Below are 23,979 nucleotides of genomic sequence, written 5' to 3'. Positions count from 1 at the left end.
CTTTACTCCCTTCCCTGTCCGCTGGCAACCAGCTTTTGCTTGAGGCGGGTCAACAGGTGCTCTATCAGGAACAGCAAATCCGACCTGGGTAAACTCAGGGGTAGAAGTTCAAGCCCGCTGGGGGCTTCGGTCTGTCCCTGCAAACGTCGTTGGGCGGATTGATAGGCTCGCACCGCCAGATCGTATTGTTCGCTGTAGCGGTAAGTTTCCGCCAGATAATAATGCGCAGGCCAGCAATCGGGCTGAACATAGACGGCTTTTTTAAAGGCCATCTCCGCCTCCTTGGGTTGTGACTGCCATTTGTTCAACAAACCCAGAAGCACCAAAGCATCCAGCCACCAGGGCTCTTCATCCAGTTGTTGCTGAAGCAGACTTAAAGCCGGTGTGAATTCCTTGCGATTACCCAGTATCCAGGCTTTGAGGAGCCGGGCTTCGCGCAGGTTTTTCCCGGATTTCAGCAGTCGATCCAACTGCTGACTGGCCAGGCTGGTTTCCTGGTTCAACAGGAGTTGCAGAATGGAGCTCACACTGGCGGGAGCTGCCTCTGTAGTTTTCTTGGGCGTTGGCTTTTCCCTGGGCGGCCTACTAGCTGGCCGAGTCGGGCTTTTAACAGGTTTTGCAATGCTCGGCTTTTCGATTTTACGTGGCTGAGCTGCACGCTGAGAAGCCGGTAATAGAGCCGTGCCTTTGACAAAGTAATACAGGCCCTGCTCTTCAACCAGGGTAAAAACCCCCAGATCATTGGCCAGGGTTTCCGAGCTGCCCACGACAAGAAAACCATCGGGCTTGAGAATTTCAGCCAGTTTTTTCTGAATTCTCAGGCGGGTTTCCATATCAAAATAAATGGAAACATTGCGGAAGAACAAAACATCAAAACCCTTCAGATCGGCTGGAAAATGCGGATCCAGCAAGTTCAGTTCATGAAAGTCCACCCGATTACGCAGCTCAGGAATCAACTGAAAATGCGGCCCTGCAGATTCAAAATAGCGAAGCCGCAGGTCTTCGGGAACGCCACGAAAGGAAAAAGGCGAATAAATGCCTTTGCGGGCCTTGTGCAATATCTGCCGATCCAGATCACCGCCTTCAACTTGAAAAAGCTCACGGGCTGACTTACCCCAGACTTCTTCCAGAGCCATGACCAGGCTGTAGGGTTCCTCGCCGGAGGAACAGCCAGCGCTTAAAATCTTCAGGGGTCGGTTTTTGCCATGCAGGCTGAACAAACGCGGTATAAGATGGCTGGTCAAAAGCTGAATCTGGGCATTTTCACGGAAAAAATAGGTTTCATTGACAGTCAGTTGACTGACCAAATCCTTAATCAGGTCCTGGTTCTTTTGCAGCAAGGGAAGTAAATCCCCAAGCCTTTTGCCTTCAACCTGGGCCGCCGTCTGCAGGGCTTTACGCAGACGGTCTTCAGCAATGCCTTCCAGAAGCAGGCCACAGTGGTTCTTGATCAGCTCTTTGAAAGGACGAAGGTCGTCACTCATACCTGACTCCGCTCCAGATCTTGCAGATAACCAGCAGGTGTCAATTCCAGAATACGCTGCATTTCTCCGGCCAGTTCATCAATCGGTAGCTCCCGATGCACTCCGCCCAGCTTCACCGCTTCCTGATTCATGCCATAAATCACCGAGGTGGCTTCATTCTGGGCCAGCCCGATACCGCCCTTCTGGCGAATTCGGAGCATGCCAGTGGCTCCATCCCGCCCCATCCCAGTCAGAATCACACCGATGGCATCCTTGCCGTAAACCTCGGCCAGGGAGGCCAGCAGATGGTCACAGCTGGGGCGATAAATTTCCCCGTCCACCCTGGCCTGCAAAGCAATACGATGACTGGCAGTGACGATCAGGTGGGTTTCCGATGGCGATACGTAAACACAACCGGGTTTGAGCAGCTCACCGTCTTCTGCCACCTTGACCTTGATCCGGCAAAGAGTGGAAAGCCAGTGAGCCATGCCCTCCACGAAGCCATCGCACATGTGCTGGGCCAGCAGAATCGGGGCTGGAAAAGACGCATCCAGGCGCGGTAGCAAGCGTGCCAAAGCCTGGGGGCCACCGGTTGAAGAAGCCAGGGCAAAGGCCTGTTGGTAGTTGCGGGCCTTGAAATGACCTGATTCCGGCCAGTGAAAGGCCGCAGGTTGGGGAGGCGTTGCAGATTTGACGGAGCGACGCCTGAGCCGGGTTATCACCGGCACTCCAGCCAGCATCCGCACCTTGCGAACAAATTCGGCTGCCTGTGGCGGGGTGTAATCCGGTTTGGAAATCACCTCTAGGGCTCCCAGATCCAGTGCCTGACAGGCTTTTTCTGCATCCGATTCACTGCTGACCACCAGGATGGGGACAGCTTTCTCATGCATGATTTCCTCAATGGCCTGAATGCCACCCATAACCGGCATCTGCAGATCCATGGTGACCAGATCAGGGCGGTGCTGACGAACCAGCTCCACGGCTTCCTTGCCGTTACGGGCTTCAGCAATGACCTCCATGCCATCCTGCTCCAGCAACTCCCGGAGCAGGGTTCGGGCCATGGCGCTGTCATCGGTGATCAAGACCCGATAGACCCTGGATTTATTCATGGCCGTTCAACTCCGTTGGTTCGGAATTCCTGAACCAGATCCATCAGGCTACGCGACATGGCCAGCATATCTTCACTGATATCGGTAATCGAACGCACCGACTGAGCATTGTGGGAGCTGGCCGAGGCTATGTCCCGCAGGGCCACCACCACCTGACTGCTGGCGGTCTTCTGCTGCTTGGTCGACAGGGAGATCTGTTCGGCAGCACTGCTGGTCTGGCTGGCTGCTTCCAGCAGGGCATTGAGATCCTCTGCCGTGCTGGAGCTGACCTCCATGCCCGCCTGAATCGAATTGGAACCCTTTTCGGAGGTAATCACCAGACGGCTGATGGAGTCCTGAATTTCCTGAATGCGATCCTCAATTTCCCGGGTGGAATCGGTGACACTGTCGGCCAGACGCCGGATTTCACTGGCCACCACCGAGAAACGCTTACCGGATTCCCCGGCGCTGGAGGCTTCCAGGGCGGCATTGAAGGCAATCAGCTTGGTCTGATCGGCCAGATCATTGATCAGATCCATCACCCGGCTGATCTGCTTGGACTTGGCACCCAACTCCATGATTTCCGCCAGACTCTGCTGGCTGTCCGAGTAGATATCCCCCATGCGCTCCTGAAGGTGCTGCATGGCATCCACACCTTTGCGGCTGTTATCCAGCGTCAGGTTGGCGACATCCACCACCGACTGGGAATGATCGGCAATCTGGGTTGAAGAAGTGGACAGTTCTTCCATGGTGGAGGTGATCTCCGCCACCGAGGAGGACATTTCTTCCACGGCAGCTGCCATCGACTGGCTGACTTCATCCTGCAGATCGCTGTTGCGACTCACCAGACCGGCCGTGTAAGCCAGATTGCGCGCCGAGGCATTGAGCTGGGTCGAGCTGTGGATGACATTTTGCACCACCCGGTCAATCCTTTCCAGCAAACGATTGGTTTGGCTGGCCAGTTGATACCATTCGGTTTGCCGGGGAACGTCCAGTCTTTGCTCCAGATCCAGGGTCTGGGTAATGCCTTCCAGTTGCTGTTGAAAATTCTGCAGGGGGCGAGTCAGGGTCAAAGCCAGCCAATAAACCAGCAGACCGCTCACCAGGGTAACCAGAAGAGCCAGGCCACCCAGCAACTTGAGAAGCTGACTGGAGACAGCCTGGACTTCATCAGCATCAACCAGCAACAAAAACTGCCATCCGGTATCTTCTATGCGGATCGACGATGCCAGCCAGGGTTGATCATTAAACTCAACCTGCTGAATACCCTCGCCCTGCTGCTGAAAACCGGGCAATACTTCCTGCAGTTCTTTCTGGAGAAGCTCCGGGTTGGAGTGCGCAAGAACACGCCCTTCTGCGTCCAGCATCAATAACTGACTGTTCCAGCGCATTTTCTGCTGCAACAGCTCATCCACAACCGCCGAGATATAAAGATCCCCACCCAGAATGTGGTTCGGGTTTTCTTTCAAGGGCACAGCCAGGGTCATGTTCAGGTCCCCGGTCAGCAGATCCACATAAACCGGCGTCAGAATCAGCTCGCCCTTTTCCTTTGCCTGTATAAACCAGGGGCGTGTTCTGGGATCAGCCCCCGGTGGCAGCTCGATGGGAGGCTGCGACTGGATGACCTGGCCATCCGCAGTACCAATGTGCACCAGATCAAAACCCTGGGCTTCCCTGGCTATTGTCAGAAAGCTTTCCCAGGTTTCACGGTTCTCCGGCTCACCGGGCAGGTGTTGCGCGAGAGCCTGCAGCTGATCCTTTTTGCCAGTCAACCACTCACTGGTGCGGGACTGGGCGGTCTGCAGAGTATTATGCATTTCACTGGCAACCGCCTGATCCACTTCCCGGGTCAGGAGCTGGCCCGCCAGCAGGCTCAGCATGGCCAGAGCAGCCAGCATCAGGGCTGAAACCGAAATCAGAAACTTCCTTTGTAAAGACAACTCTTGCCAGCCCTTTTTCATGCGCCTCTTTCCCCTTGTAAATTTATTTGAAGGCCTTGACCAGTTCGTTCAGCTGATCCGACATGGCGACCATATCCTCGCTGATATCGGTAATTGAACGCACCGACTGGGCATTGTGGGAACTGGCTGAGGCTATATCCCGCAGCGCCACTACCACCTGACTGCTGGCGGTCTTTTGCTGTTTGGTTGACAGGGAAATCTGTTCGGCGGCACTGCTGGTCTGGCTGGCCGCTTCCAGCAGAGCGTTGAGATCCTCTGCCGTGCTGGAGCTGACTTCCATTCCCGCCTGAATCGAATTGGAGCCCTTTTCCGAGGTGATGACCAGACGGCTGATGGAGTCCTGAATTTCCTGAATGCGATCCTCAATTTCACGGGTGGAGTCGGTGACACTGTCGGCCAGACGCCGGATTTCACTGGCCACCACCGAGAAACGCTTACCGGATTCCCCGGCACTGGAGGCTTCCAGGGCGGCATTGAAGGCAATCAGCTTGGTCTGGTCGGCCAGATCATTGATCAGATCCATCACCCGGCTGATCTGCTTGGACTTGGCACCCAACTCCATGATTTCCGCCAGACTCTGCTGGCTGTCCGAGTAGATATCCCCCATGCGCTCCTGAAGGTGCTGCATGGCATCCACACCTTTGCGGCTGTTATCCAGCGTCAGGTTGGCGACATCCACCACCGACTGGGAATGATCGGCAATCTGGGTTGAAGAAGTGGACAGTTCTTCCATGGTGGAGGTGATCTCCGCCACCGAGGAGGACATTTCTTCCACGGCAGCTGCCATCGACTGGCTGACTTCATCCTGCAGATCGCTGTTGCGACTCACCAGACCGGCCGTGTAAGCCAAACGGTTGGCGGAATCATTCAACTGCGTGGAGCTACTGGAGACGGCCGTGATCACATTATGAATTTTTTCCAACAGGCCATTGGTTTGCTGGGCCAGCTTACCCAATTCGGCATCATCAGGAACCTGAATACGCTGACTGAGATCCAGGGAATGGGTGATCTGCTGCAGCTGCTCCTGAAAAGCCTTCAGTGGGCGCGTCAAGCTGCCGGAAAGCGGGTAAAGCACCAGCAGGCTGAGCAGGATCAGTACGGCACCGATCAACAGGGAGGTGTAGAGCTGCTGGTTGATCGCCCCCATAAACTCACTGCGCGGCACTTCCACCATCAAGAAACGCTGAAGGTCTTCAACCCAGATGGAGCCAACAAAAAGCTCTTCTCCATCATGGCGGGTTTCCAGCACCTGAATTTTGTCTCTATTCAGCAGACTGCTCAATTCAGCTGATGCAGAAAAATCCCTGACCAGGGTCGCTTCTGGTGCAACCTGAACCTGACCATCAGCACTGACCAGAGAGGCCCGTCCGGTTTCCCCAAGACGATAAGCACTGATCATTTCCGCCAGATGCAGCATATCAATGCCTACACCGGCAACACTGACCGGTTCCCCTTGAGGGTTCTGCTGCAAACTCCGGTAATTGACAAACATCTGCAGCTGTTCACCACTGAACTCGTTGGAGTCCAGGTTCAGCTCATATGGTGCGTTACTCTTCAGAAAACGGAAGTACCAGGCATCGTCATTGGAATCACGTTCCATTACACGACGATTCAGCTGCCCCTTTTGATAGTGATGATAATAAGCTGTGTCGCCATCATTCCCAGCAATAAAAACGATTCCCGCATCCAGAAGGTCATTAACACGGGCCATCTCCTTTTTTACATCATCCAGCCCTTCTTCTGGCATGCCATCCCGGACCCAGCGTTCAATATAAGTGTTGGATGCCAGGTTTCGTGACATTTCCAAACTGGGTGACAACCTCAGAGCCACCTCACTGCCCAGGTGCTCCAGGCGGCTGGGCAGCTCTTCTTCAATCAGGCTGGTGACCCGGCTTGAAGTATGAAAACTAGATTGCAGGATCAATGAAAAAGCAAGAATGACTGCCAAAAGCACACCAAAAGATACAAACAGGCGCGAACGTAGGGGAAGGTGCTTCCATAGCGAGGGCATAGGGCTATCTTTCTCTTGTCATTTTATATCGAAAAATAAGGTTACATTCTGTAAACGTAACCCTTTCTCCTGGCCTTTTGCAAGGAAAATCTGGCCTTTAAGCGGTAGAGAAAATATTTTCCGGCCAGTGTTCAGGTGCAGGCAACTCTTCAACCTCGGCAACCCTGGCTGCAGAAGGCCCCTGATGCAGCCAGGCTGCCACTTTGGCCACAGCCTCACCGGAACCACACAGACAAACTTCCACCCCGCCATCGGCCAGATTGACTGCCCACCCACTGAGTCCCAGTGCCTCGGCTTCAGCCTGAGTGGATTTGCGATACCAGACCCCCTGCACACGTCCGGACACTTTAAAACGCCGACAGACTTTTTGCATATTTAACCCCCTTTTGGCTCATTTTTCTCTAGAATATCCTGAAACCTATGGCATCAGGAGATCAACCATGGCAACCGCTTTCCCCCAGGATGGCTGTAAACAGTGTGCAACACCCTTAAGCTTTGAGTTTACTTTTGCCTTCCAGCCCATCGTTGACTTCAAAACCCAGAGCATCTGGGGCTATGAAGCCCTGGTCCGGGGTATCAACCAGGAGTCAGCCTGGTCGATTTTATCCCAGGTCAATGATGATAACCGTTATGCCTTTGATCAGGCCTGCCGGGTCAAGGCCATCACTCTGGCAGCTGAATTGGGGTTGGACAGGATTCTCAGCATCAACTTTCTGCCCAATGCGGTGTATGAACCGGCCCACTGCATTCGCAGCACCTTGAAAGCAGCCAGAGACGTTGGTTTTCCGATTGAAAACATCATGTTTGAAATCACCGAATCCGAACTGGTGCACGATGCCGAGCACCTGACCAATATTTTCAATTATTACCAGCAACAGGGCTTCATCACCGCACTGGATGATTTTGGTGCCGGGCACGCCGGTTTGAACCTGCTGTCGAAATTCATTCCCAACCTGATGAAAATCGATATGCAACTGATCCGGGATATTGACAGCAACCCCACCAAACAGGTTATCGCCCGTGGGCTGGTGGGCATCTGTAAAGAGCTGGGAATTACTGTTTTGGCTGAAGGCATAGAAACCGCCGCAGAAGCCAAATTTTACCAGCAACTGGGCGTGGATTTGATGCAGGGTTACCACTTTGCCAGACCCGGCTTTGAATGCCTTCCGGAAGTGAACTTCGATTAAGGATGAGAGTATGACGGCAGCGGCTTCCGGGGAACTCACTCCCGGCCTGATGATTCTTCAGGGCAACCGCCTGGAAGAACTGCGTGAGCTGATGGTGCAGTGGTTGATCAAACACCCGCTGAAACCCCTGGAGAATGAAAGCATTCTGGTGCAGAGCAATGGTATTGCCCAGTGGCTGAAAATGGCTCTGGCAGCCGACCGGGAGGATGGTGGCTGCGGGATTGCGGCAGCCCTGCAGGTGGATCTTCCGGGGCGTTTTATCTGGCAGGCTTATCGCAGCCTCTATACCGAACTGCCGTCTTCTTCCCCCTTTGACAAGGGGCCGCTGACCTGGCGGCTCTACCGCCTGCTGGCTGATCTGGAAACCCTGAAAGCCCAACTGCCCAACCCGAATTGTCTGGAACCTCTGGAAGGCTTTCTACACCAGGACCAGGACCCACGCCGCCTGCATCAGCTGGCGGCCAACCTGGCTGACCTTTACGACCAGTATCAGGTTTACCGGGCTGACTGGCTGAAAGCCTGGGAAGCCGGTGATGACTGCCTGATCACAGCCCAGGGCCGGGCTCAGCCTCTGCGGGAAGAACAAAGCTGGCAGCCTGCCATCTGGCGACAGCTGGTTGCTGCCATAGAGCAGGACCCTGAACTGGGCCAGGGCCACTGGGATAAAGCCAGCCGTGCCGCCATTCATCAGGATTTCATCAAGGCCTGTAGCAAGATTACTATGGCCAATCGCCCTCCAAACCTGCCACGGCGGGTCGTGATTTTCGGGATTTCCTCCCTGCCCCGGCAAACCCTGGAACTGCTGGAAGCTCTGGCTCCTTTCACCCAGATCCTGCTGTTTGTCAGCAACCCCAGCCAGCACTACTGGGGCGATTTGATTGAAGGCAAGGAACTGCTGAAAAAGGAATACCGACGCATCCGGGAAAGAAAACTGCCGGAAAACCTGAGTCTGGAAGAACTGCATGTTTACGGCCACCCCTTGCTGGCCTCCTGGGGCAAGCAGGGCCGTGACTACCTGCATCTGCTGGATGAAAGCGACCACCCGGAAAGCTATCAGCAGTATTTTCAGCAGATCGATCTCTTTTCATCACCGGGTGAAGGTTGCCTGCTGCATCAACTCCAGAGCGATCTGCTGGAATTACGCTCCCTGGTGGACTGCCGTGAACTGAATAGACAGCTCGACCCCCAGGATCAAAGCCTGAGTTTCATGGTGGCCCACAGCCACCAGCGGGAAGTGGAAATCCTGCATGATCAGCTACTCAGGGAATTTGAACAGGCCCAGCAGCGCCAGGAAACCCTTCACCCCAGGGATATTCTGGTCATGGTGCCGGACATCAACAGCTATGCACCGGCCATTCAGGCGGTCTTTGGCCGTTATGCCCGCCAGGGGGAGTCTCGCGATCCGCGCTTTTTGCCCTTTCATATTTCCGATCAGGGACAGCGCGGCCAGAACACCCTGCTGATTGCCCTGGAAAAACTCCTGCACCTGCCCGGCTCACGCTTTGCCGTCAGTGAATTGCTGGATCTGCTGGACACCCCGGCGCTGCGTCTGCGTTATGAACTGCAGGAAACCGACCTGCCGCGTCTGCGACAATGGATTCAGGGAGCGAATATCCGCTGGGGGCTGGATGGCGAGCAAAGAGCCAGCCTGGAGCTTCCCACCGGGCTGGAGGAAAACACCTGGATGCAGGGGCTGAGACGTATGCTGCTGGGCTTTGCCAGCGGTTCCGGCCCGGCCTGGCAGTCCATTGAGCCCTATGATGAAGTGGCAGGCCTGGAAGCAGCTCTGATCGGCCCTTTGGTATTGCTGCTGGAACAACTGGATACCACCCGCAAGCAACTCTTACAGGCACATACGCCGCAAGACTGGATCAGCCTGCTTCAGCAGCTGCTGGCCGATTATTTTCTGGAAGCCAGCAAGGCCGATACCTGGGCATTGAATCAACTACAGCTCCAGCTGGAGCAACTGGAAGACACCTGGTCCCAGGGCAGCCTGAGCAGTGAAACCCTGCCTCTGGAGGTGGTGCGTGAAGAACTCCTGGCCGGAATTGATCAGCCCACCCTGACCCAGAAGTTTCTGGGTGGCTCGATCAATTTTGCCACCCTGATGCCGATGCGGGCCGTTCCTTTTCAACAGGTCTGGCTGCTGGGCATGAATGACGGCGACTATCCACGCAGTGTGCGACCGGCCGATTTTGACCTCATGGCCCAGGATTACCGCCCCGGTGACCGTTCCCGGCGCGAAGATGACCGCTATCTGTTTCTGGAAGCCCTGCTTTCCGCCCGGCAAAAGCTGGTGATCAGCTGGATTGGCCGGGATATTCGGGACAACTCCCCCCGACCGCCTTCCGTGCTGGTTGGTCAGCTCAGGGACCACTTGGCTGCTGGCTGGCAAAGCCCGGATCAACGCCCCCTGCTGGAAGCCCTGACTCAGGAACACCCCCTGCAGCCTTTCAGCCGCCGTTATTTTGCCCCGGATCGCGACCCCCGTCTTTTCACCTACGCCCATGAATGGAGGGCTATCCACCACCACCAACAGCAAGCACAGGATTCATTGCAGGTACCTGTTTTGCAACCCGAAGGCAGCTTGAGCCTCACAGATCTGGCCGCTTTTCTGCGCAATCCCGTACAGACCTTCTACCGCCAACGCCTGGGCATTCAGTGGCAAAACCAGGAAGAAGTGATTGAAGATGAGGAGAATTTTCGCCTGGATGGACTCAACCAATGGGCATTGCAAAAACAGCTTCTGGATCAGGCCACTCTGGAACTGGCTCAACAGCCTCAGGCCGACCCGGAAGATTGCCTGAACAGGGCTTCCGAGCGCCTGCAACGAGCCGGCTTCCTGCCTCTGCCACCCTTTGCTGACCAGGCAAGGGAAAAAATCACCGCCGGTTTGCTGGAACCTCTGCAAAGCTATCAGCAACTTCTGCAGGAATACCCCTTGCAAACCGCTGCCTTCAGCCGTCACTGGCCCCTGAGCGATGAACTGCAGCTGGAAGCCGGCCTGACTGACCTGCGCAGCAAGGATCTGATGAACACTCTGAGAATTATCCTGCAGCCCAGCCGCCTCTATTCCGGCGATAGCTACAAGTGGTATCACCTCATCCGTTACTGGCCTGCACATCTTTTTGCCCAACTACAAGGGCCGGTGACCACCCGTCTGCTGGGGCCGGAAACCGATCTTAGCCTGCCACCCCTGCAACCGGATCAGGCAGAAAACCTGCTTTTGGAAATCGCCGCCACCTGGCAGGAAGGCTGGCAGCGTCTGCTCCCCCTGCCTTGTAAAACCGCTTTTGCGGGGCTGGAAGACAAGGGCAAACCCAAAGAAGTCTATGAAGGTGGCTATGCCAGCCGCGGTGAAAGAGAGGAACACCCGGCTCTGCTGCGCTTCTGGCCCACTTATGCCCAGCTGGAAGCCGAACCGGTATTCACCCAGTTGGCACCAAGGCTCTACCAGCCCCTCGTTCGGCTGCTGCAGGAGGTGCGCCCATGAGCCAGTCACTCAAGCTGCTGGAATTTCCGCTGCGAGGCAGCCAACTGATTGAAGCCAGCGCCGGTACGGGTAAAACCTTCACCCTGGCGCTGCTCTACACGCGGTTGGTTCTGGGGCAGGATCAAGCAGAGAGTGCCTTTCACCGCCCTCTGACCCCGCGGGAAATTCTCGTGGTGACCTTCACCGAAGCAGCGGCTGAAGAACTGCGTGAGCGCATTCGCAGCCGCCTGGTGGAAGCTGCCGACTACTTTCAACAAGCACCCGAAACCAGCCGCGAACCTCATGATCCCCTGGAGCAACTGAGAGCCAGCTACCCGCAGGAACTCTGGTCAGGCTGTGCCTGGCGCTTGCAGATGGCTGCAGAAGGCATGGATGAAGCCAGTGTCTCCACCATTCACAGCTGGTGCAATCGCATGCTGGTTGAACATGCTTTTGACACTCGCGGTCTTTTCAGCCGCGAGCTGGTTACCGACACCTCCGAATTGCTGGCCGAAGTCGTCAGAGACTACTGGCGGGTTCACTTCTACCCTTTGAGCCCTGACCAGGCTGAGCTGATCAGTGAGGAGTTCAGCGGCCCGGATCAACTGCAAAGAGCCCTGCAGGATCTGCTCAAAACCGGAATTCAGGGGGTCACCTATCAAGGGCAACCTCTGGATGTACCTCAGCTGCAGCCCTACCTGGAAGCGGCACACCAGGCTGAGCAGGCCCAGCAGGCAGCCCGCCGAATTCAGCAGCAGCTTGAAGAACAACTGCGCCAGAGCTGGCTGGACGAATGGGATGCCATTGAAAAACACCTTCTGGAATTGAGACCCCACCTGAAAGCGCCCGGTCATGACAGCAAAACCCCGGAAAGCTACCAGGCGCTGCTGAAAGCAATTCATGCCTGGGCGCTGGGTCAGGGCCCTCAGCCCAAAAAGCTGAAGAATTTTGCCAGCGGGTGCTTCCAGTTTTACGCCAAATCCGCAATTCAGGAACCCCGACCCTTCAAGGCCTTCACTCTGCTGGCTGACTACCTCCAACACCCGTCTGCAGAAAAATCAGAAGAGCAAAGCACGGAAGTTCCCCTGAAAACAGCCCTGCTGGCCCATGCGGCCCAGTGGGTTAAAAAGGCCTTCCATCAACGCCTGCAACAGCGTGCCGAGATGGGTTTTGATGATCTGCTGACCCAGCTGGAAGCTGCTCTGAACCCGGCAGTTTCCGGCTCTTCCGCCGATAATCTGGCGCGGGTGCTGAGAAACAACTTTCCCGTGGCCATGATTGATGAGTTTCAGGACACCGATCCGGTTCAGTACCGTATTTTCAACCAGATCTACCAACTTGAAGACAACCACCCGGAAACCGGCATTATTCTGATCGGCGACCCCAAGCAGGCCATCTACAGCTTCCGCGGGGCCGATATTCACACCTACCTGCAAGCCCGGGAAGCCACCCAGGGTCGTCATTACACCCTGAGTCGTAACTTTCGCTCGACCCAGGGCGTTGTGGAAGCCGCCAACACCCTGTTCAACTTTGCCGAACAGCATCCACGCGGGGCCTTTCGCTTCAAGCAGGAGGAAACCAACCCCCTGCCCTATGTCACGGTTCAGGCTGCAGGGCGTGATGAACACCTGTATCTGGATGAACAGCCTGCCAAGCCTCTGACTTTCTGGCAGTTTCAACCCCACGAAGATGAAAAGGTGCTGGGCACCGGCGCCTATCTGGAAGAAGCTGCAGCCCGTGCTGCCAGTCAGATCACCACCTGGCTGGAAAGTGCCCGTCAGCATAAAAGCGGATTCGGCAAGGACGGCCAGGTAACCCGGCCCCTGCAACCTGCGGATCTGGCGATTCTGGTCAGGCGTGGTGCAGAGGCCGACGTGATTCGCCGGGAATTGGCTAAACGCGGTGTGGCCAGCGTTTATCTGTCCGACCGGGAATCGGTGTTTGCCAGTCAGGAAGCGGCTGACCTCCTGCACTGGTTGCGTGCTGTCGCCCAGCCTGGTGATGAGCGCCTGGTCAGGGCGGCTCTGGGCACCAACACCCTGGCATTGCCCTTGTCACAACTGGCTGCATGGCAGGAAGACGAGCTGGCCTGGGAAGAACAGATGGACTTCTTCCTGAAGCTTCATTCCCTGTGGCGTTACCAGGGCGTACTGGCCATGCTCCGCCGGTTAATGGATGAATATCAGCTACCCGCACGCCTGCTGCAGGAAGAACAGGGAGAGCGCAGCCTGACCAATCTGCTGCACCTGGCCGAATGGCTTCAGGAAGCTGCCGCCCAACTGGATGGTGAACAGGCTCTGATCCGCCATCTGGCTGAACATCTGAACAGCCCGGATGACCAGCAACTGCTGCGTCTGGAAAGTGATGCCCAGCTGGTTCAGGTCATCACCATTCATAAATCCAAGGGTCTGGAATATCCGCTGGTGCTCCTGCCTTTTATTTCCGGCTGGCGGGAGTTGGACGGCCGAACCAAACAACTGCCCTGGCGCAGACCCGAAGGTCGTTTTTATGAAGTCTCGGACAACAAAACCTTCCCGGAAGCCTGGGAAGCGGCCAAGGATGAGCGTTTAAGCGAAGACATGCGTTTGCTCTATGTGGCCATCACAAGAGCACGCCATGCACTCTGGCTGGGGGTTGCACCCCTGAAATCCGGCAACTCCAAAAAGCCACAACTGGAACGCTCGGCATTAGGCTATCTGCTAGGCGGTGGGGCCGTTTTTGACTCCCCGGCCAGCCTGGAAGCCAAACTGCAGGAGCTGGCTGCACTCAGCCCAACCCTGAGCCTGGAAGCAGCCCCGGCCATCACTGGCCAGCGACTCAGTCAGGCGGCCAGCCCTGAGCTGGAACCGGCCTTGTCTGCCGAACACCTGAAGCCCCGCAAACCCTGGTGGATCGCCAGCTATTCAGCCATAGAATACACTGGCCTTGCCCGAACAACCTCCGTGACTGAAGACTCAGAACCCCAGACCCCGGCTGAAGCCACCGCCCAGGAAACCTCGGATGAAATCCGGGAAAGACAGATTCGCCCCCAGGAAGTCACCGCCGAGAACCTGATGCTGCATTTTCCGGCAGGCAGCACCTACGGCACTTTTTTACACAGCCTGATGGAATGGGCCGCTGCCCACCACTGGCAGGATCTCCGGGGGTTTGCCGCAGCAGTGGCTGATGATCAGGGACGCCTGGAGCAGATACAAAAACGCTGCCAGCTGCGTAACCTGGACGCCTTTGCTGAGCCTCTGAGCAACTGGTTGAAAGGCTTTTTGCAGCAAACCTGGCCTGCCGGCTTTGCCCTCCAGGATCTATCCCCTGATGATCTGGCTGTGGAACTGGAATTCCTGCTGGCCAGTCATGAGGTCAGCACCCGGCAGCTGGATCAACTGGTTTGCCAGTACACCCTGGAGGCTGCTGACCGTCCCCAGGCCGAAGACAGCCTGCTGAATGGCATGCTCAAGGGGTTTATCGACCTGGTTGCCGTGCATGACGGGCGTTATTATGTGATTGACTGGAAATCCAACAAACTGGGTGACCAGCATCAGGATTACAGTCTGGAAACCCTGCAGCAAGCCATTCTCAAAAAACGCTATGACCTCCAGTATGTCCTCTACCTGCTGGCCCTGCACCGGTTGCTAAAAGCCCGCCTGAGCGATTATGACTATGACACCCACCTGGGTGGAGCCATTTATGTGTTTCTACGCGGCAACCAACATCCCAGCCAGGGACTTTTCTCTGACAAGCCGCCCCGCGAACTGATCGAAGCTCTGGATCAGCTGTTCAGCAAAGAATCAGGAGGCCCGGCATGAACCCGTTACCCCATGAACAGCCACCACTGCTCGAACAACTGCAGGAATGGATGCAGGCCGGTGCCCTGCGCGCGCTGGATCTGGCTCTGACCCATTTTATCGCCCAGCAGGTCTCCCAGCCTTCCGACGGCCTGCTCCTGGCCACCGCTCTGGTCAGCGAGCGCAACAGCCACGGGCACGTCTGTCTGGATTTACAGGCCGCTCTTCGGGAACCCCACAAACTGCTGACTGCGGCCAACCGCACTTCTGAAGCGGATCAGGTTCAACAGGCACTGACAGCCAGATTACAATCCCTGGATCTGCCAACCTGGGTAGCCCAGTTGCAGGCCAGTGAAGCGGTTAACAGGGAAGGCAGCCCCCTGGTGCTGGCTGGCAGCGACCAACAACCTCTGCTTTATCTGCGCCGCTACTGGCAATATGAACAACAGATCCAGACCGGTATTCAACAACGTCTGGCCCAGGTCAAAACCCTGCCGCTCCAGGCTCAACCCCTGATAAAGGAGCTTTTTCAGCCTTCACCAGGACAGGCTGCACCCAGCCCGGATTGGCAGAAGATTGCCTCGGTTCTGGCCGCCCGCAGGGGGTTTGCCATCATCACCGGTGGCCCCGGAACCGGTAAGACAACCACCGTGGTACGTCTATTGGCTCTGCTTCAGGGTATGCATCTGAATCAAAACCTGCCGTTGTTGCAGATCCGCCTGGCCGCGCCCACCGGCAAGGCCGCAGCACGTTTGAATGAATCCCTGGGCAACAACATCCAGCAATTGTCGCTGCCGGGCAACCAAAGCCAGATCTGGCGTGACAGCCTGCCGCGTGAAGTCACCACCCTGCACCGTTTGCTGGGCAGCCAGCCTGGTACCCGGCATTTTCGTCACCATTCAGCCAACCCACTACCTGCGGATCTGGTAGTCGTGGATGAAGCTTCCATGGTGGATGTGGAAATGATGGCCAAACTCCTGGAGGCCCTGAGACCCGATGCGCGCCTGATCCTGCTGGGTGATAAGGACCAGCTTGCCTCAGTGGAAGCCGGCTCGATTCTGGGTGATCTCTGCCGGGATGCCGAACTGGGGAACTACCACCCAGCGACCCATCAAATCATTAAAGAACTGACTGGCGAAGAAGCTCGTGATCCGAAAAGCGGCAGGTTACTGGTGGATGAGCAGGGTTCTGAACTGAGTCAGGCAACCGCCATGCTCAGGCACAGTTTTCGTTTCCATCGCTACCCCGGCATTGGCCAACTGGCTGAAACCGTCAATCAGGGCCAGGCCAGCCTAAAGGAGCTGGAAAAGGTCTTCAACGAGGATAAACAGCGGGATAATGCCTCCCTGACCCACCTGAAAATCACCAGCCAGGAAGACAGCGCCTTTATTCACCTGGTCACCCAGGGCTACCTGCCCTATTTACAGCTGATTGAAAAGCTCAGGCCAGAGGCAACCGCCAGTCAGTCCGAGCTCAATGCCTGGGCAGAAGCCGTCTTTGCCCAGCACCGCCGGTTTCAGCTGTTAACGGCTCTGCGCCAGGGAGACTGGGGCATCGAAGGGCTAAACCAGCGCATTTTCCAGGCTCTGAAAGCCACTTCAGCAGGGCGTCAGTTACTGCCTTCAGGCGAGCATCTCTGGTACTCAGGCCGCCCGGTGCTCATGACCCGCAATGATTACAGCCTGCAGCTGATGAACGGAGATATCGGCATTTGTCTGCAACTTCCCCGAAAAAAGGCAGACGATCCAGCCCTGCTGAGGGTTGCCTTTCCTGATGCACAAAAAGGAATTCGCTGGGTATTGCCCAGTCGCCTGCAGGAGGTGGAAACCGTTTTTGCCATGACGGTGCACAAATCCCAGGGCTCGGAATTCCAGCACACAGCTCTGGTTCTGCCCCCACATTTCAGCCCGGTCTTGACCAAGGAGCTGCTTTATACCGGCATTACCCGCTCCAGCCAGACTTTCACCCTGGTCAGCTCCAGTGACAGGGTATTGGAACAACTTTTGCTACAACAAGTGGATCGAGCCAGTGGGCTCAAGGTGGCCGTCAACTAAGGAGATCGTGCAATGACCACTCGGGTTGCTGTTTATGGGACTTTAAAGAAGGGATTAAGCAATCATCACTACATGAACAGAGCCCGCTTTCTGGGCGAAGACCGGCTCCACAATCTGGTTTTATACGATCTGGGGCCCTACCCTGGTGCACGCCTGGAGCCTTCCGCGGGTGTTGTCGTGGAAATCTATGAAGTGGACAGCCAAACCTTTACCCAGTTGGATGTATTGGAAGGCGTTGATGAACGCAACTCCACCCAGGGGCTTTATCATCGTCGCCAGCTTGCCACCAACCAGGGCCAGGCCTGGGTGTATCTTTACAACCACACCACTGCTGGCTGCCCGGTTATCCGTGAGGGAGGCTGGCCGATCCGGGTCAAGCCTGTTGTTTGAGTTCCGCAGCCAGCAAAGCTTCCAGAGCTTCGTTGACGGTTTCGGCAGCGGCCTGCCAGCTGGTATCCAGCATCAGGCCATGCCCGGCATCCACCCAGCGGGGTGTGCAGCCATAAGTGGCCGCGGTCAGCTTCACCATACTGGGAGGAATCACCTTGTCCTGCCTGGCTCCCACCACTTCAAGCGGGGTTTTATAGACTTCAAAGACATAGGGCAGGTCACGCCAGGTCATATCCCAGATCAGTGCAAAGGATTCAGGAACCATCTGCCGCATCCAGGAAACCAGCTTACCGGCTTCCACCGGACCGGAAAACATGGCCTGATGAAACTCCGCGGGTGTGGTTGATTCGGGAAACATAAAGCTGCGGGACAGGCTCAGGGATTCAAAAGGATGGGTCAGCAGATTCGCCCAGGACAAAGGCCAGATCCCCTGTGGCGGAATGCTGGTCACCAGCACCGCTCCTCGTCCGCGTTGCTCACTTAAATAGCGCTGCACCACCATGCCACCCATGGAATGACCAACCAGCAAAGGAGCTTGCCCGTGGGTACGCTCAATGATCGCCACAGCATCGGCCAGATCCTGAACATATTCATGCATCTGGTACTGGCCGTCCGGATCAGGAGCCGATGAATGACCATGCCCCCGAAAACTCAAGGCATAAGCCTGGTAACCCCGCTCAGCAAACCAGGGCAAAAAATACTTATCCCAGATCCAGGCGCCACTGAAAATACCGTGTACAAACAACACCGGAACGGCATCAGGCTGTTTCGATAAACGGTATAAAAGCTCAAGCCTGGGAATTTGCAGGGTGTTCACGGGCAATCCTTGGAAATCGATTTGAATTGATGATTGCCCTCATAGGTCACATCAATATCAGGTTCACTGTCTGCGTCAAGCGGTGGTGAATAGAGAGCTGCAAACTTCTTGAAGCCGGAAAAACTACCGTAGCGGTTTTTGCCATTCACTTCACCGCAGAACATGAAACTGGTCGCTTCGGGAATAAATCCGCCGATAAACTCCAGTGTCTCTGGGTCATACGAAGAAAAGCTGCCCTTTCGGAAACGGGTGTCGGCTGGATCTTTGAATTCATTCTGAATTTCATTCTCCACCTGGCTTTCAACCTCGCTCTCCACCAGTTCCACAGAATTGGAGTCTGATTTACACCCACTCAGCGTAACAACCAGAAAAGCGGCAAACAACAAAGAAAATTTTCGGATTTCCATGGCATTTTCACCCTATAAAATGTAAGTCAATCATAGCACCTTAGTAACCGGATGGTAACCAGGGTGGTCAATCGAGACAGCCAAACCTGCTACAATATTCGCGCAACCGGATTATCCCAATCAATGGCAAAACATCAAGGAGCCGCTCGGTGCCCAAAATAAAGGAAGTGACCTACGATGAGGCCCAACTGGTCATCAGTGAATTCAAGGCCTGGGCTGCAGGCACGCAAATCAACTGGGCGCAGAAAAGTGATCGTTGCTTTCCCAAAAGCTACAGCAGTAAGAACCCGTTAATGATAGATGGCCTTTTTCCAGAAGGTCTGGTGCTTGAGCTTTACTTCAAGCCTAGCATTCTAACCGGCGTTCAGGACACCTTCTCCGCCAGCCTGCTTTTTCAGGATGTTCGTATTCTCGGGCTGGATGCCGGGCAACCCGCCCACCACCTTAATCTGGTGGGAGAAAACGAAGAAATGTATCTCAGAGAAGTGAATCCACCGCACCTGCACCGCTGTGTTCCTGATGCCATTACGGGTTATGCCGAGCCTCTTCCGGATGCCAGCATTGAAGATTTATGGGAGGATTTTTTGCTGCATGCCAATATCATGGATGCTCCCGAACTGAACCTTCCCGATTCAGGACAAACGAGGCCGCTGCTATGAACTGCGAAGATGCCGGAGCACTGCTCAATCTGACCTGCAAACCTGTCACAGATGGCCTTGTTTTTCTACAAAGCCCTTTGAGCCTTGCTTTTGATGGCAGTGGCCTGGGTGCTTATGTTCAGGAACTGGGCAATGAACGCTACCGAATTTCAGACAATGCCAACACCCTGTTTGCCGCACAAACCTTCGGCATGGCCTCCAATGCCAAGCGAGCTGACCAGCTGCAGCAAATAGCCCGGAGCTGCAAAGTCGAACTGTCTGATCATGGTGAGCTTTTTACGGTTTGCAAAGCAGAGGAACTGCCCTGGTTTCTGGCCAGATTCATGGATGCCATGACCCGAATCGGTCAAGCCTGCTTACCGCGCAGTGGGCAGGCCCTCTGATGTCAGATAGGCTTCATGGCCGGGGTGATAAGGGCCTGGAGGAATTCCCCGGTTACCACTGCCCTCTCCAAGCAGAGCCTGCGAGTGGACTGACCGGGTGAGCGGAATATAGGTGGGGCTGGCTCTTTCCACTGCAGCCTGAATGGCATTCAACATCAAGGCCAGCCCTCCGCCACTGCTATTACTGGGTGTGTAGTGCGCCCGGCTTCGTTTCTCCCACAAGAGGCTTCCGTCAGCAGCAACCAGCCTGTAGCCAAAATCCACCTGGGTTGAGGTCGCAAGCACGATATATTTGGATGTCCACTCGTGAATCGTTACATAAAGCACGGCGTCAGCCTTGAACAGGTTAGCTAACTGCTCAGGGGGTGCGGCATGCACCTCAGCTGGCTCATAGTAGCCTTCAAACTCCAGCAGGGTTTTAACCGTATTCACCGGAAAAACATAGTAGCCTTTCTCAGCCAGAAAGAAGGGCAAGGTCGCCAGAACCGAGGTGGTTGCCTGAACATCCGTCACTTCATTCAGGGGTGGAACCACCAGAATGGATCTCAGTTGAACATCGTGAAAAGTCTCATAATGGCGGGTACTTGATGCCGCACAACCCGAGACAACAAGAGCGATTATAACAAGCAAGGCTAGTCTCAAACGGCTCATCATTGGGCTTCCAGGTTTGTAATAAGAGCACCCAACATGGGTTGGCTTTCCGGCCAGCGGTCGTATTCCATCCTGTAAAAGCCAACCGCGCCCTCCACATCACCCTGTTCCAGCAGAAAAGTGCCAGCTTCAGCATAAAGACCAGGAGCCAGCCGAGGATCTCCTTCATGCTCCTGCACAAAGGCCAGGTAATCTTTCAGCGCCTGCTCCTTCTGGGCCGGGTCATGGTAGAACACAAAGAGCGTTTGCTCATATTGCCCCCAATCATAAAGCCGGTTGTTGCTTGCGCAGCCTGTTCCGATCACCGTCAGAAAAACAATGAAAATCAGTTTCTTATTCATAATTCCCGATCTTCAGGATGCGATTGCTTCCTGAACCGAGATAAACGCGCTGACTGTAAACAACCTTCCCCTGTCGATCAAAAAGCTCTATCCGGTGGCTGCCGTCAATAATCCTCAGTCGGTTTTCACCGGCCAGATATTGATCCACGCGACCATAAGAGACGCCATCCACCTTCAACTCATAAACCTTTGCCGAGGATGACAGCAATTCAAAAGCCAGACCCGGGCGATCATCAACCACCTGGGTGTTGTGGGTGGGAGACTGAACACAACCTGCCAGGAATACAGCAAGCATTAAAATCATCAGGTATTTCATTGCACCTGCTCCTTAACCCAGAGGTCGCTCAGCTCATGCCCTTCAAGCGAGCCACTGGTAACTGTTGCAGCCGCACCCTGATTCAAGACATCTTCACCGAAGAGACTGACGATCTTGATTTCAGCGACTTTGCGGCCAGGTAAGGTAATGGTCGTACCCGTGGTCTTGGATTTTGCTTCCCGCCCCCTGGTTTCCACATCAAACGTCATACCTGTCTGAATACCCTGGCTTTTTCCGCCACTGATGAAAATCAGGTTTTCTTCTTCACCCAGAACATCGGCGGTCCAGGGCTTGTCCATAAACAGGCGCGTCATCTGGTCAACAGCAGCGGTTACTGCAGCGGCAATGGCCTGGTCATTCAAGCTGCCGTCATAACCGGCAGCCGAGCCAAACCCCAGGGTGCGGGCATGTTCGGTAGAGGAAGAGCCAGAACCGGTAACCGACTCAAATACCTGGCCTGTGTTCATATCCACCAGGCGAAGATCCACCGTTGCGCTTGCTTCCTGTCGTTTTGATGAAGAAAGGAAACCCCGCTCACCGGTGGTTGCACGACCAAACTGGGTTAAAGAGCCGATCACCAGGGTATCAACACCGACAAGATTCACTTCCTGCCCAGAGAGGCTGGCTTCTTTCTGCAGCAAGGAAATATCCGGCCTTTCAAATACCAGAAAGTTGTTACTGTTGGCCAAGGCCTGGAGGAACATGTCCGTCACCTTGGCGCCAAGCTGGTCTTCTGCACCCTGGCGTAACAGGCTACGCCCGTAGTTGGTCTCATTGGAAAGCCTGCCCACCGCTATTTTACGTTTCAGGGCCAGTTTCTTTGAGGCTGAGGCTTGCTGGACTTCAAGTTGAGCCGCTCGTTGTTGATCAGGAGAAACCCCCGATTCTGCATCACGCATTTGCGGGGTCTGGGTTGCACAACCGGCAAGAGTGGCGGCAGCAATCAGTAACAGTACTTTTTTCACAAAAACCTCGTTTGCTATCAAGCAGATAGATGCAACAAGGCCTTTAGACACCGCTAATTGACTTTCAATGCTTTATTATACTGTGGATCAGAATTACTGAGCTTGCGCTTGCAGGATCTTCGGAATATCTTGCTTGAATCACCTCTGTCGCCAAGATCTTCAAGGAATTCGGATGCCTTACTCTAAAACTCTCCCACCTTTCATGCTGGCAGCATCAATCATTTTGTTGACCGGCTGTATCGAGTCCTCTGATGCAGGTGAAGCTGCCGGTCTGTCGAATCCCATGACCACTCAGGAAATCAATGATTTTATCATTGCCATTAATGACTATCGGGCAAATGGCGCTACTTGTGGCTCCAAGGGTGCTTTTGGCAAACAAGAACCGTTAACCTGGAACCAGAAAGTGGCTCAAGCCGCTCAGGCTCACTCGGATGATCAGTTTGAAATGAATCAGATGAGCCATACCGGTTCCGATGGCTCTGGAGCGGATGACCGCATCAACCGTCAGGGTTATGAATGGCAGTCCATTCGGGAAAACGTGGCTGCTGGCTATTTCACTAGCGTTGAACACCTGGCAGAAGCCTGGATGGGCAGTGACGGGCACTGCGTCAACATGATGGCCAGTGATGTCACTGAACTGGGTATTGCCGCCACACGGGAAGATTCAGGCAGAGGCTACTGGACATTGAAACTGGCACAACCAAGGGACTGAGCGGGTTAAGCACCCCCTACTCATTTTTTCTGACAGTTTCTTGATTTGCCTCCGCTTTTCAGTTTACTGTATAAATGTCAGTATTCACTTACGGTTTTGTCTTAGGTTGAGCATGCTATCTTCTTCACCTGTTACCTTTTTAACGATCCGCAAGCAGTACGATTTTCGCACGATTGAAATAGGTCGCTGGGTGACGCCAGCCGAGCGGGATCGGGCGGCGGTGAATTTTCATCGTGCTCTGGGTGATTTGATGGCTACGCTGCAAGGGCCGGAAACCTTGATCTCTTTGCGGGGGCACCTGGGTCTTCAATACGGTATTGGTGGGCGACCCGGTGTGGCAGCTCATTATATACCGGCCTCAAGGCAATTGGCTCTGGCCAAGAATGCAGGTGCAGGGAGTCTGGCCCATGAGTGGTTTCATGCTCTGGATCATTACCTGGCTGACAAGGCTTTTAAAAAGCCCGGAGGCATGGCCTTTGCTTCCAGTTGCTGGCTGAACAATCAACCCGGCGTCCCCCACCCCATTAACAGCCTCTTGAATGAAGGCTTCAAGGCGATTCTGCTGGATGAGACCGGCAACCAGCCCAGCTCACTTTTTCAGTGCTCGAAGCGTGCGGATCAAAAACTGGGCGTTCTTTACTACGCCCGACCGGAAGAGGTCTGCGCACGTGCTTTCGAGGCATTTGTGGAGGATACCGGCCCACGTAATGCTTTTCTGGTGAGAGGAACACGCTTCTCAGAGGAAGCCAAGGCAGGCCTCTACCCCCTGGGTGAAAAGCGAGAGCGAATCAATCAGGCTTTCCGTGAATATTTTTCAACCCTGGGAGCAGCACTGAATGCCGGAAGTCGAAATTAATTAAATTCGAGGGCTTGACGGGGAGCTTTTAAAAGCGCAGCCTGTGCGTTGTAGGTAGCAAGTCGGTGTTTGGAACAGTTCTGCAATCAAGACCCTTCAGTTTTGTCAGTACTTTATTTAGAACTCCCTTGATCCTAGCAACAACGAACTTGGAAATGTTTTTCTTGAAGTTCTGATAATTTATTGAACGAAAGGTATTACGATATGCAAACTGGTACAGTTAAGTGGTTTAACGATGCTAAAGGCTTTGGCTTTATTACACCTGAAGACGGTGGTAATGATGTTTTTGCTCACTTCTCTGAAATCCGCGCTGATGGCTTCAAGTCTCTGACTGAAGATCAAAAGGTTTCTTTTGAAGTGACTACCGGCCCCAAAGGCGACCAAGCTTCCGGTATTCAAGTGCTCTAATCACTTGTAAGCCAGCTTGAAGAAGAACCCACCTCTTTTGGTGGGTTTTTTTATGGGTG

The 23,979-nt window shown here is 54.8% G+C and carries 21 protein-coding genes; 10 read left to right on the top strand and 11 right to left on the bottom strand.

From position 1 onward, the window contains the following. Positions 1–2: 2 nt before the first annotated feature. The 5 genes from LG323_RS02585 to LG323_RS02565 all read right to left on the bottom strand — a co-directional run bounded on the left by LG323_RS02585 (position 3) and on the right by LG323_RS02565 (position 6,896). The gene (locus LG323_RS02585) at positions 3–1,484 is read right to left on the bottom strand and encodes a CheR family methyltransferase (RefSeq protein WP_404418772.1); all 1,482 of its coding nucleotides are present in this window, start codon (positions 1,482–1,484) and stop codon (positions 3–5) included. Further along, positions 1,481–2,572 carry a chemotaxis-specific protein-glutamate methyltransferase CheB gene (gene cheB / locus LG323_RS02580; RefSeq protein ID WP_404418770.1) on the bottom strand — a complete coding sequence of 364 codons (1,092 nt, stop codon included), beginning with the start codon at positions 2,570–2,572 and terminating at the stop codon, positions 1,481–1,483. Before cheB ends, LG323_RS02585 begins: the two co-directional genes overlap by 4 nt. Beyond that, positions 2,569–4,512, bottom strand: coding sequence for a methyl-accepting chemotaxis protein (locus LG323_RS02575; RefSeq protein WP_404418768.1), 1,944 nt, complete (start codon positions 4,510–4,512; stop codon positions 2,569–2,571). The genes cheB and LG323_RS02575 overlap by 4 nt, the downstream gene beginning before the upstream one ends. A 22-nt stretch (positions 4,513–4,534) precedes the next feature. Then, positions 4,535–6,523, bottom strand: a complete 1,989-nt coding sequence (locus tag LG323_RS02570) for a methyl-accepting chemotaxis protein (protein WP_404418766.1) — start codon at positions 6,521–6,523, stop codon at positions 4,535–4,537. A 97-nt stretch (positions 6,524–6,620) separates the two neighbouring features. Next, positions 6,621–6,896: an acylphosphatase gene (locus LG323_RS02565; RefSeq protein WP_404418764.1), complete on the bottom strand. Its 276-nt coding sequence runs from the start codon at positions 6,894–6,896 to the stop codon at positions 6,621–6,623. A gap of 67 nt (positions 6,897–6,963) precedes the next feature. Here LG323_RS02565 and LG323_RS02560 point away from each other — a divergent pair, with 67 nt between their 5' ends. The 5 genes from LG323_RS02560 to LG323_RS02540 are packed head-to-tail and all read left to right on the top strand — an operon-like array spanning position 6,964 to position 17,405. Continuing rightward, a complete protein-coding gene (locus tag LG323_RS02560; RefSeq protein WP_404418762.1) occupies positions 6,964–7,710 on the top strand; it encodes an EAL domain-containing protein in 747 nt (248 codons plus the stop codon). Positions 7,711–7,720: 10 nt separating this feature from the next. Further along, positions 7,721–11,203 (top strand): exodeoxyribonuclease V subunit gamma, encoded by a 3,483-nt coding sequence (gene recC, locus LG323_RS02555; protein ID WP_404418760.1) that lies wholly within the window; start codon positions 7,721–7,723, stop codon positions 11,201–11,203. Then, positions 11,200–14,982 (top strand): exodeoxyribonuclease V subunit beta, encoded by a 3,783-nt coding sequence (gene recB / locus LG323_RS02550; protein ID WP_404418758.1) that lies wholly within the window; start codon positions 11,200–11,202, stop codon positions 14,980–14,982. The genes recC and recB overlap by 4 nt, the downstream gene beginning before the upstream one ends. Then, positions 14,979–17,015, top strand: a complete 2,037-nt coding sequence (gene recD / locus LG323_RS02545) for an exodeoxyribonuclease V subunit alpha (RefSeq protein WP_404418756.1) — start codon at positions 14,979–14,981, stop codon at positions 17,013–17,015. The genes recB and recD overlap by 4 nt, the downstream gene beginning before the upstream one ends. Positions 17,016–17,027: 12 nt before the next feature. Further along, positions 17,028–17,405: a gamma-glutamylcyclotransferase gene (locus LG323_RS02540; RefSeq protein WP_404418754.1), complete on the top strand. Its 378-nt coding sequence runs from the start codon at positions 17,028–17,030 to the stop codon at positions 17,403–17,405. Here LG323_RS02540 and LG323_RS02535 read toward each other — a convergent pair. Both LG323_RS02535 and LG323_RS02530 read right to left on the bottom strand, forming a co-directional pair. Beyond that, entirely contained in the window at positions 17,389–18,222 is an 834-nt protein-coding gene (locus LG323_RS02535) for an alpha/beta hydrolase (RefSeq protein WP_404418752.1), read from the bottom strand. The two genes, LG323_RS02540 and LG323_RS02535, sit on opposite strands and share 17 nt — an antisense overlap. Then, positions 18,219–18,608 (bottom strand): hypothetical protein, encoded by a 390-nt coding sequence (locus tag LG323_RS02530; RefSeq protein ID WP_404418750.1) that lies wholly within the window; start codon positions 18,606–18,608, stop codon positions 18,219–18,221. Before LG323_RS02530 ends, LG323_RS02535 begins: the two co-directional genes overlap by 4 nt. Before the next feature lie 170 nt (positions 18,609–18,778). On the opposite strand from LG323_RS02530, the gene LG323_RS02525 reads away from it, so the two are divergent. Both LG323_RS02525 and LG323_RS02520 read left to right on the top strand, forming a co-directional pair. Beyond that, positions 18,779–19,288 (top strand): hypothetical protein, encoded by a 510-nt coding sequence (locus tag LG323_RS02525; RefSeq protein ID WP_404418748.1) that lies wholly within the window; start codon positions 18,779–18,781, stop codon positions 19,286–19,288. Further along, positions 19,285–19,671, top strand: coding sequence for a DUF1828 domain-containing protein (locus LG323_RS02520; RefSeq protein ID WP_404418747.1), 387 nt, complete (start codon positions 19,285–19,287; stop codon positions 19,669–19,671). The genes LG323_RS02525 and LG323_RS02520 overlap by 4 nt, the downstream gene beginning before the upstream one ends. Here the strand turns inward: LG323_RS02520 and LG323_RS02515 are convergent. Genes LG323_RS02515 through LG323_RS02500 form a run of 4 tightly spaced genes read right to left on the bottom strand, consistent with a single transcriptional unit; the run spans position 19,645 to position 21,944 of the window. Beyond that, complete coding sequence (locus tag LG323_RS02515; protein ID WP_404418746.1) at positions 19,645–20,301, bottom strand: DUF799 domain-containing protein; 657 nt, start codon at positions 20,299–20,301, stop codon at positions 19,645–19,647. The genes LG323_RS02520 and LG323_RS02515 overlap by 27 nt on opposite strands. A gap of 20 nt (positions 20,302–20,321) precedes the next feature. Continuing rightward, complete coding sequence (locus LG323_RS02510) at positions 20,322–20,663, bottom strand: DUF4810 domain-containing protein (RefSeq protein ID WP_404418744.1); 342 nt, start codon at positions 20,661–20,663, stop codon at positions 20,322–20,324. After that, the gene (locus tag LG323_RS02505; protein WP_404418743.1) at positions 20,656–20,979 is read right to left on the bottom strand and encodes a hypothetical protein; all 324 of its coding nucleotides are present in this window, start codon (positions 20,977–20,979) and stop codon (positions 20,656–20,658) included. Before LG323_RS02505 ends, LG323_RS02510 begins: the two co-directional genes overlap by 8 nt. Beyond that, positions 20,976–21,944, bottom strand: coding sequence for a CsgG/HfaB family protein (locus LG323_RS02500; protein WP_404418742.1), 969 nt, complete (start codon positions 21,942–21,944; stop codon positions 20,976–20,978). Before LG323_RS02500 ends, LG323_RS02505 begins: the two co-directional genes overlap by 4 nt. Positions 21,945–22,116: 172 nt before the next feature. Between LG323_RS02500 and LG323_RS02495 the strand changes: the two genes are divergently transcribed. The 3 genes from LG323_RS02495 to LG323_RS02485 all read left to right on the top strand — a co-directional run bounded on the left by LG323_RS02495 (position 22,117) and on the right by LG323_RS02485 (position 23,920). Next, positions 22,117–22,656, top strand: a complete 540-nt coding sequence (locus LG323_RS02495) for a CAP domain-containing protein (RefSeq protein ID WP_404418741.1) — start codon at positions 22,117–22,119, stop codon at positions 22,654–22,656. Between the two features lie 112 nt (positions 22,657–22,768). Beyond that, a complete protein-coding gene (locus tag LG323_RS02490) occupies positions 22,769–23,512 on the top strand; it encodes a CLCA_X family protein (RefSeq protein WP_404418740.1) in 744 nt (247 codons plus the stop codon). Positions 23,513–23,716: 204 nt separating this feature from the next. Continuing rightward, positions 23,717–23,920: a cold-shock protein gene (locus LG323_RS02485; RefSeq protein WP_310697121.1), complete on the top strand. Its 204-nt coding sequence runs from the start codon at positions 23,717–23,719 to the stop codon at positions 23,918–23,920. Positions 23,921–23,979: the final 59 nt, after the last annotated feature.

The organism is Marinospirillum sp. (genome assembly GCF_044810985.1).
GTDB lineage: Bacteria > Pseudomonadota > Gammaproteobacteria > Pseudomonadales > Halomonadaceae > Marinospirillum.
This window is presented reverse-complemented; position numbering and strand designations above follow the sequence as displayed.

Excerpts from the sequence above, each read along its gene's own strand:
- LG323_RS02560 (WP_404418762.1), top strand. The coding sequence starts at position 6,964 with ATGGCAACCGCTTTCCCCCAGGATGGCTGTAAACAGTGTGCAACACCC.
- LG323_RS02585 (WP_404418772.1), bottom strand. The coding sequence starts at position 1,484 with ATGAGTGACGACCTTCGTCCTTTCAAAGAGCTGATCAAGAACCACTGT.
- LG323_RS02520 (WP_404418747.1), top strand. The coding sequence starts at position 19,285 with ATGAACTGCGAAGATGCCGGAGCACTGCTCAATCTGACCTGCAAACCT.
- recD (WP_404418756.1), top strand. The coding sequence starts at position 14,979 with ATGAACCCGTTACCCCATGAACAGCCACCACTGCTCGAACAACTGCAG.
- LG323_RS02485 (WP_310697121.1), top strand. The coding sequence starts at position 23,717 with ATGCAAACTGGTACAGTTAAGTGGTTTAACGATGCTAAAGGCTTTGGC.
- LG323_RS02565 (WP_404418764.1), bottom strand. The coding sequence starts at position 6,896 with ATGCAAAAAGTCTGTCGGCGTTTTAAAGTGTCCGGACGTGTGCAGGGG.
- LG323_RS02490 (WP_404418740.1), top strand. The coding sequence starts at position 22,769 with ATGCTATCTTCTTCACCTGTTACCTTTTTAACGATCCGCAAGCAGTAC.
- cheB (WP_404418770.1), bottom strand. The coding sequence starts at position 2,572 with ATGAATAAATCCAGGGTCTATCGGGTCTTGATCACCGATGACAGCGCC.
- LG323_RS02510 (WP_404418744.1), bottom strand. The coding sequence starts at position 20,663 with ATGAATAAGAAACTGATTTTCATTGTTTTTCTGACGGTGATCGGAACA.
- recB (WP_404418758.1), top strand. The coding sequence starts at position 11,200 with ATGAGCCAGTCACTCAAGCTGCTGGAATTTCCGCTGCGAGGCAGCCAA.
- recC (WP_404418760.1), top strand. The coding sequence starts at position 7,721 with ATGACGGCAGCGGCTTCCGGGGAACTCACTCCCGGCCTGATGATTCTT.
- LG323_RS02505 (WP_404418743.1), bottom strand. The coding sequence starts at position 20,979 with ATGAAATACCTGATGATTTTAATGCTTGCTGTATTCCTGGCAGGTTGT.
- LG323_RS02495 (WP_404418741.1), top strand. The coding sequence starts at position 22,117 with ATGCCTTACTCTAAAACTCTCCCACCTTTCATGCTGGCAGCATCAATC.
- LG323_RS02540 (WP_404418754.1), top strand. The coding sequence starts at position 17,028 with ATGACCACTCGGGTTGCTGTTTATGGGACTTTAAAGAAGGGATTAAGC.
- LG323_RS02575 (WP_404418768.1), bottom strand. The coding sequence starts at position 4,512 with ATGAAAAAGGGCTGGCAAGAGTTGTCTTTACAAAGGAAGTTTCTGATT.
- LG323_RS02570 (WP_404418766.1), bottom strand. The coding sequence starts at position 6,523 with ATGCCCTCGCTATGGAAGCACCTTCCCCTACGTTCGCGCCTGTTTGTA.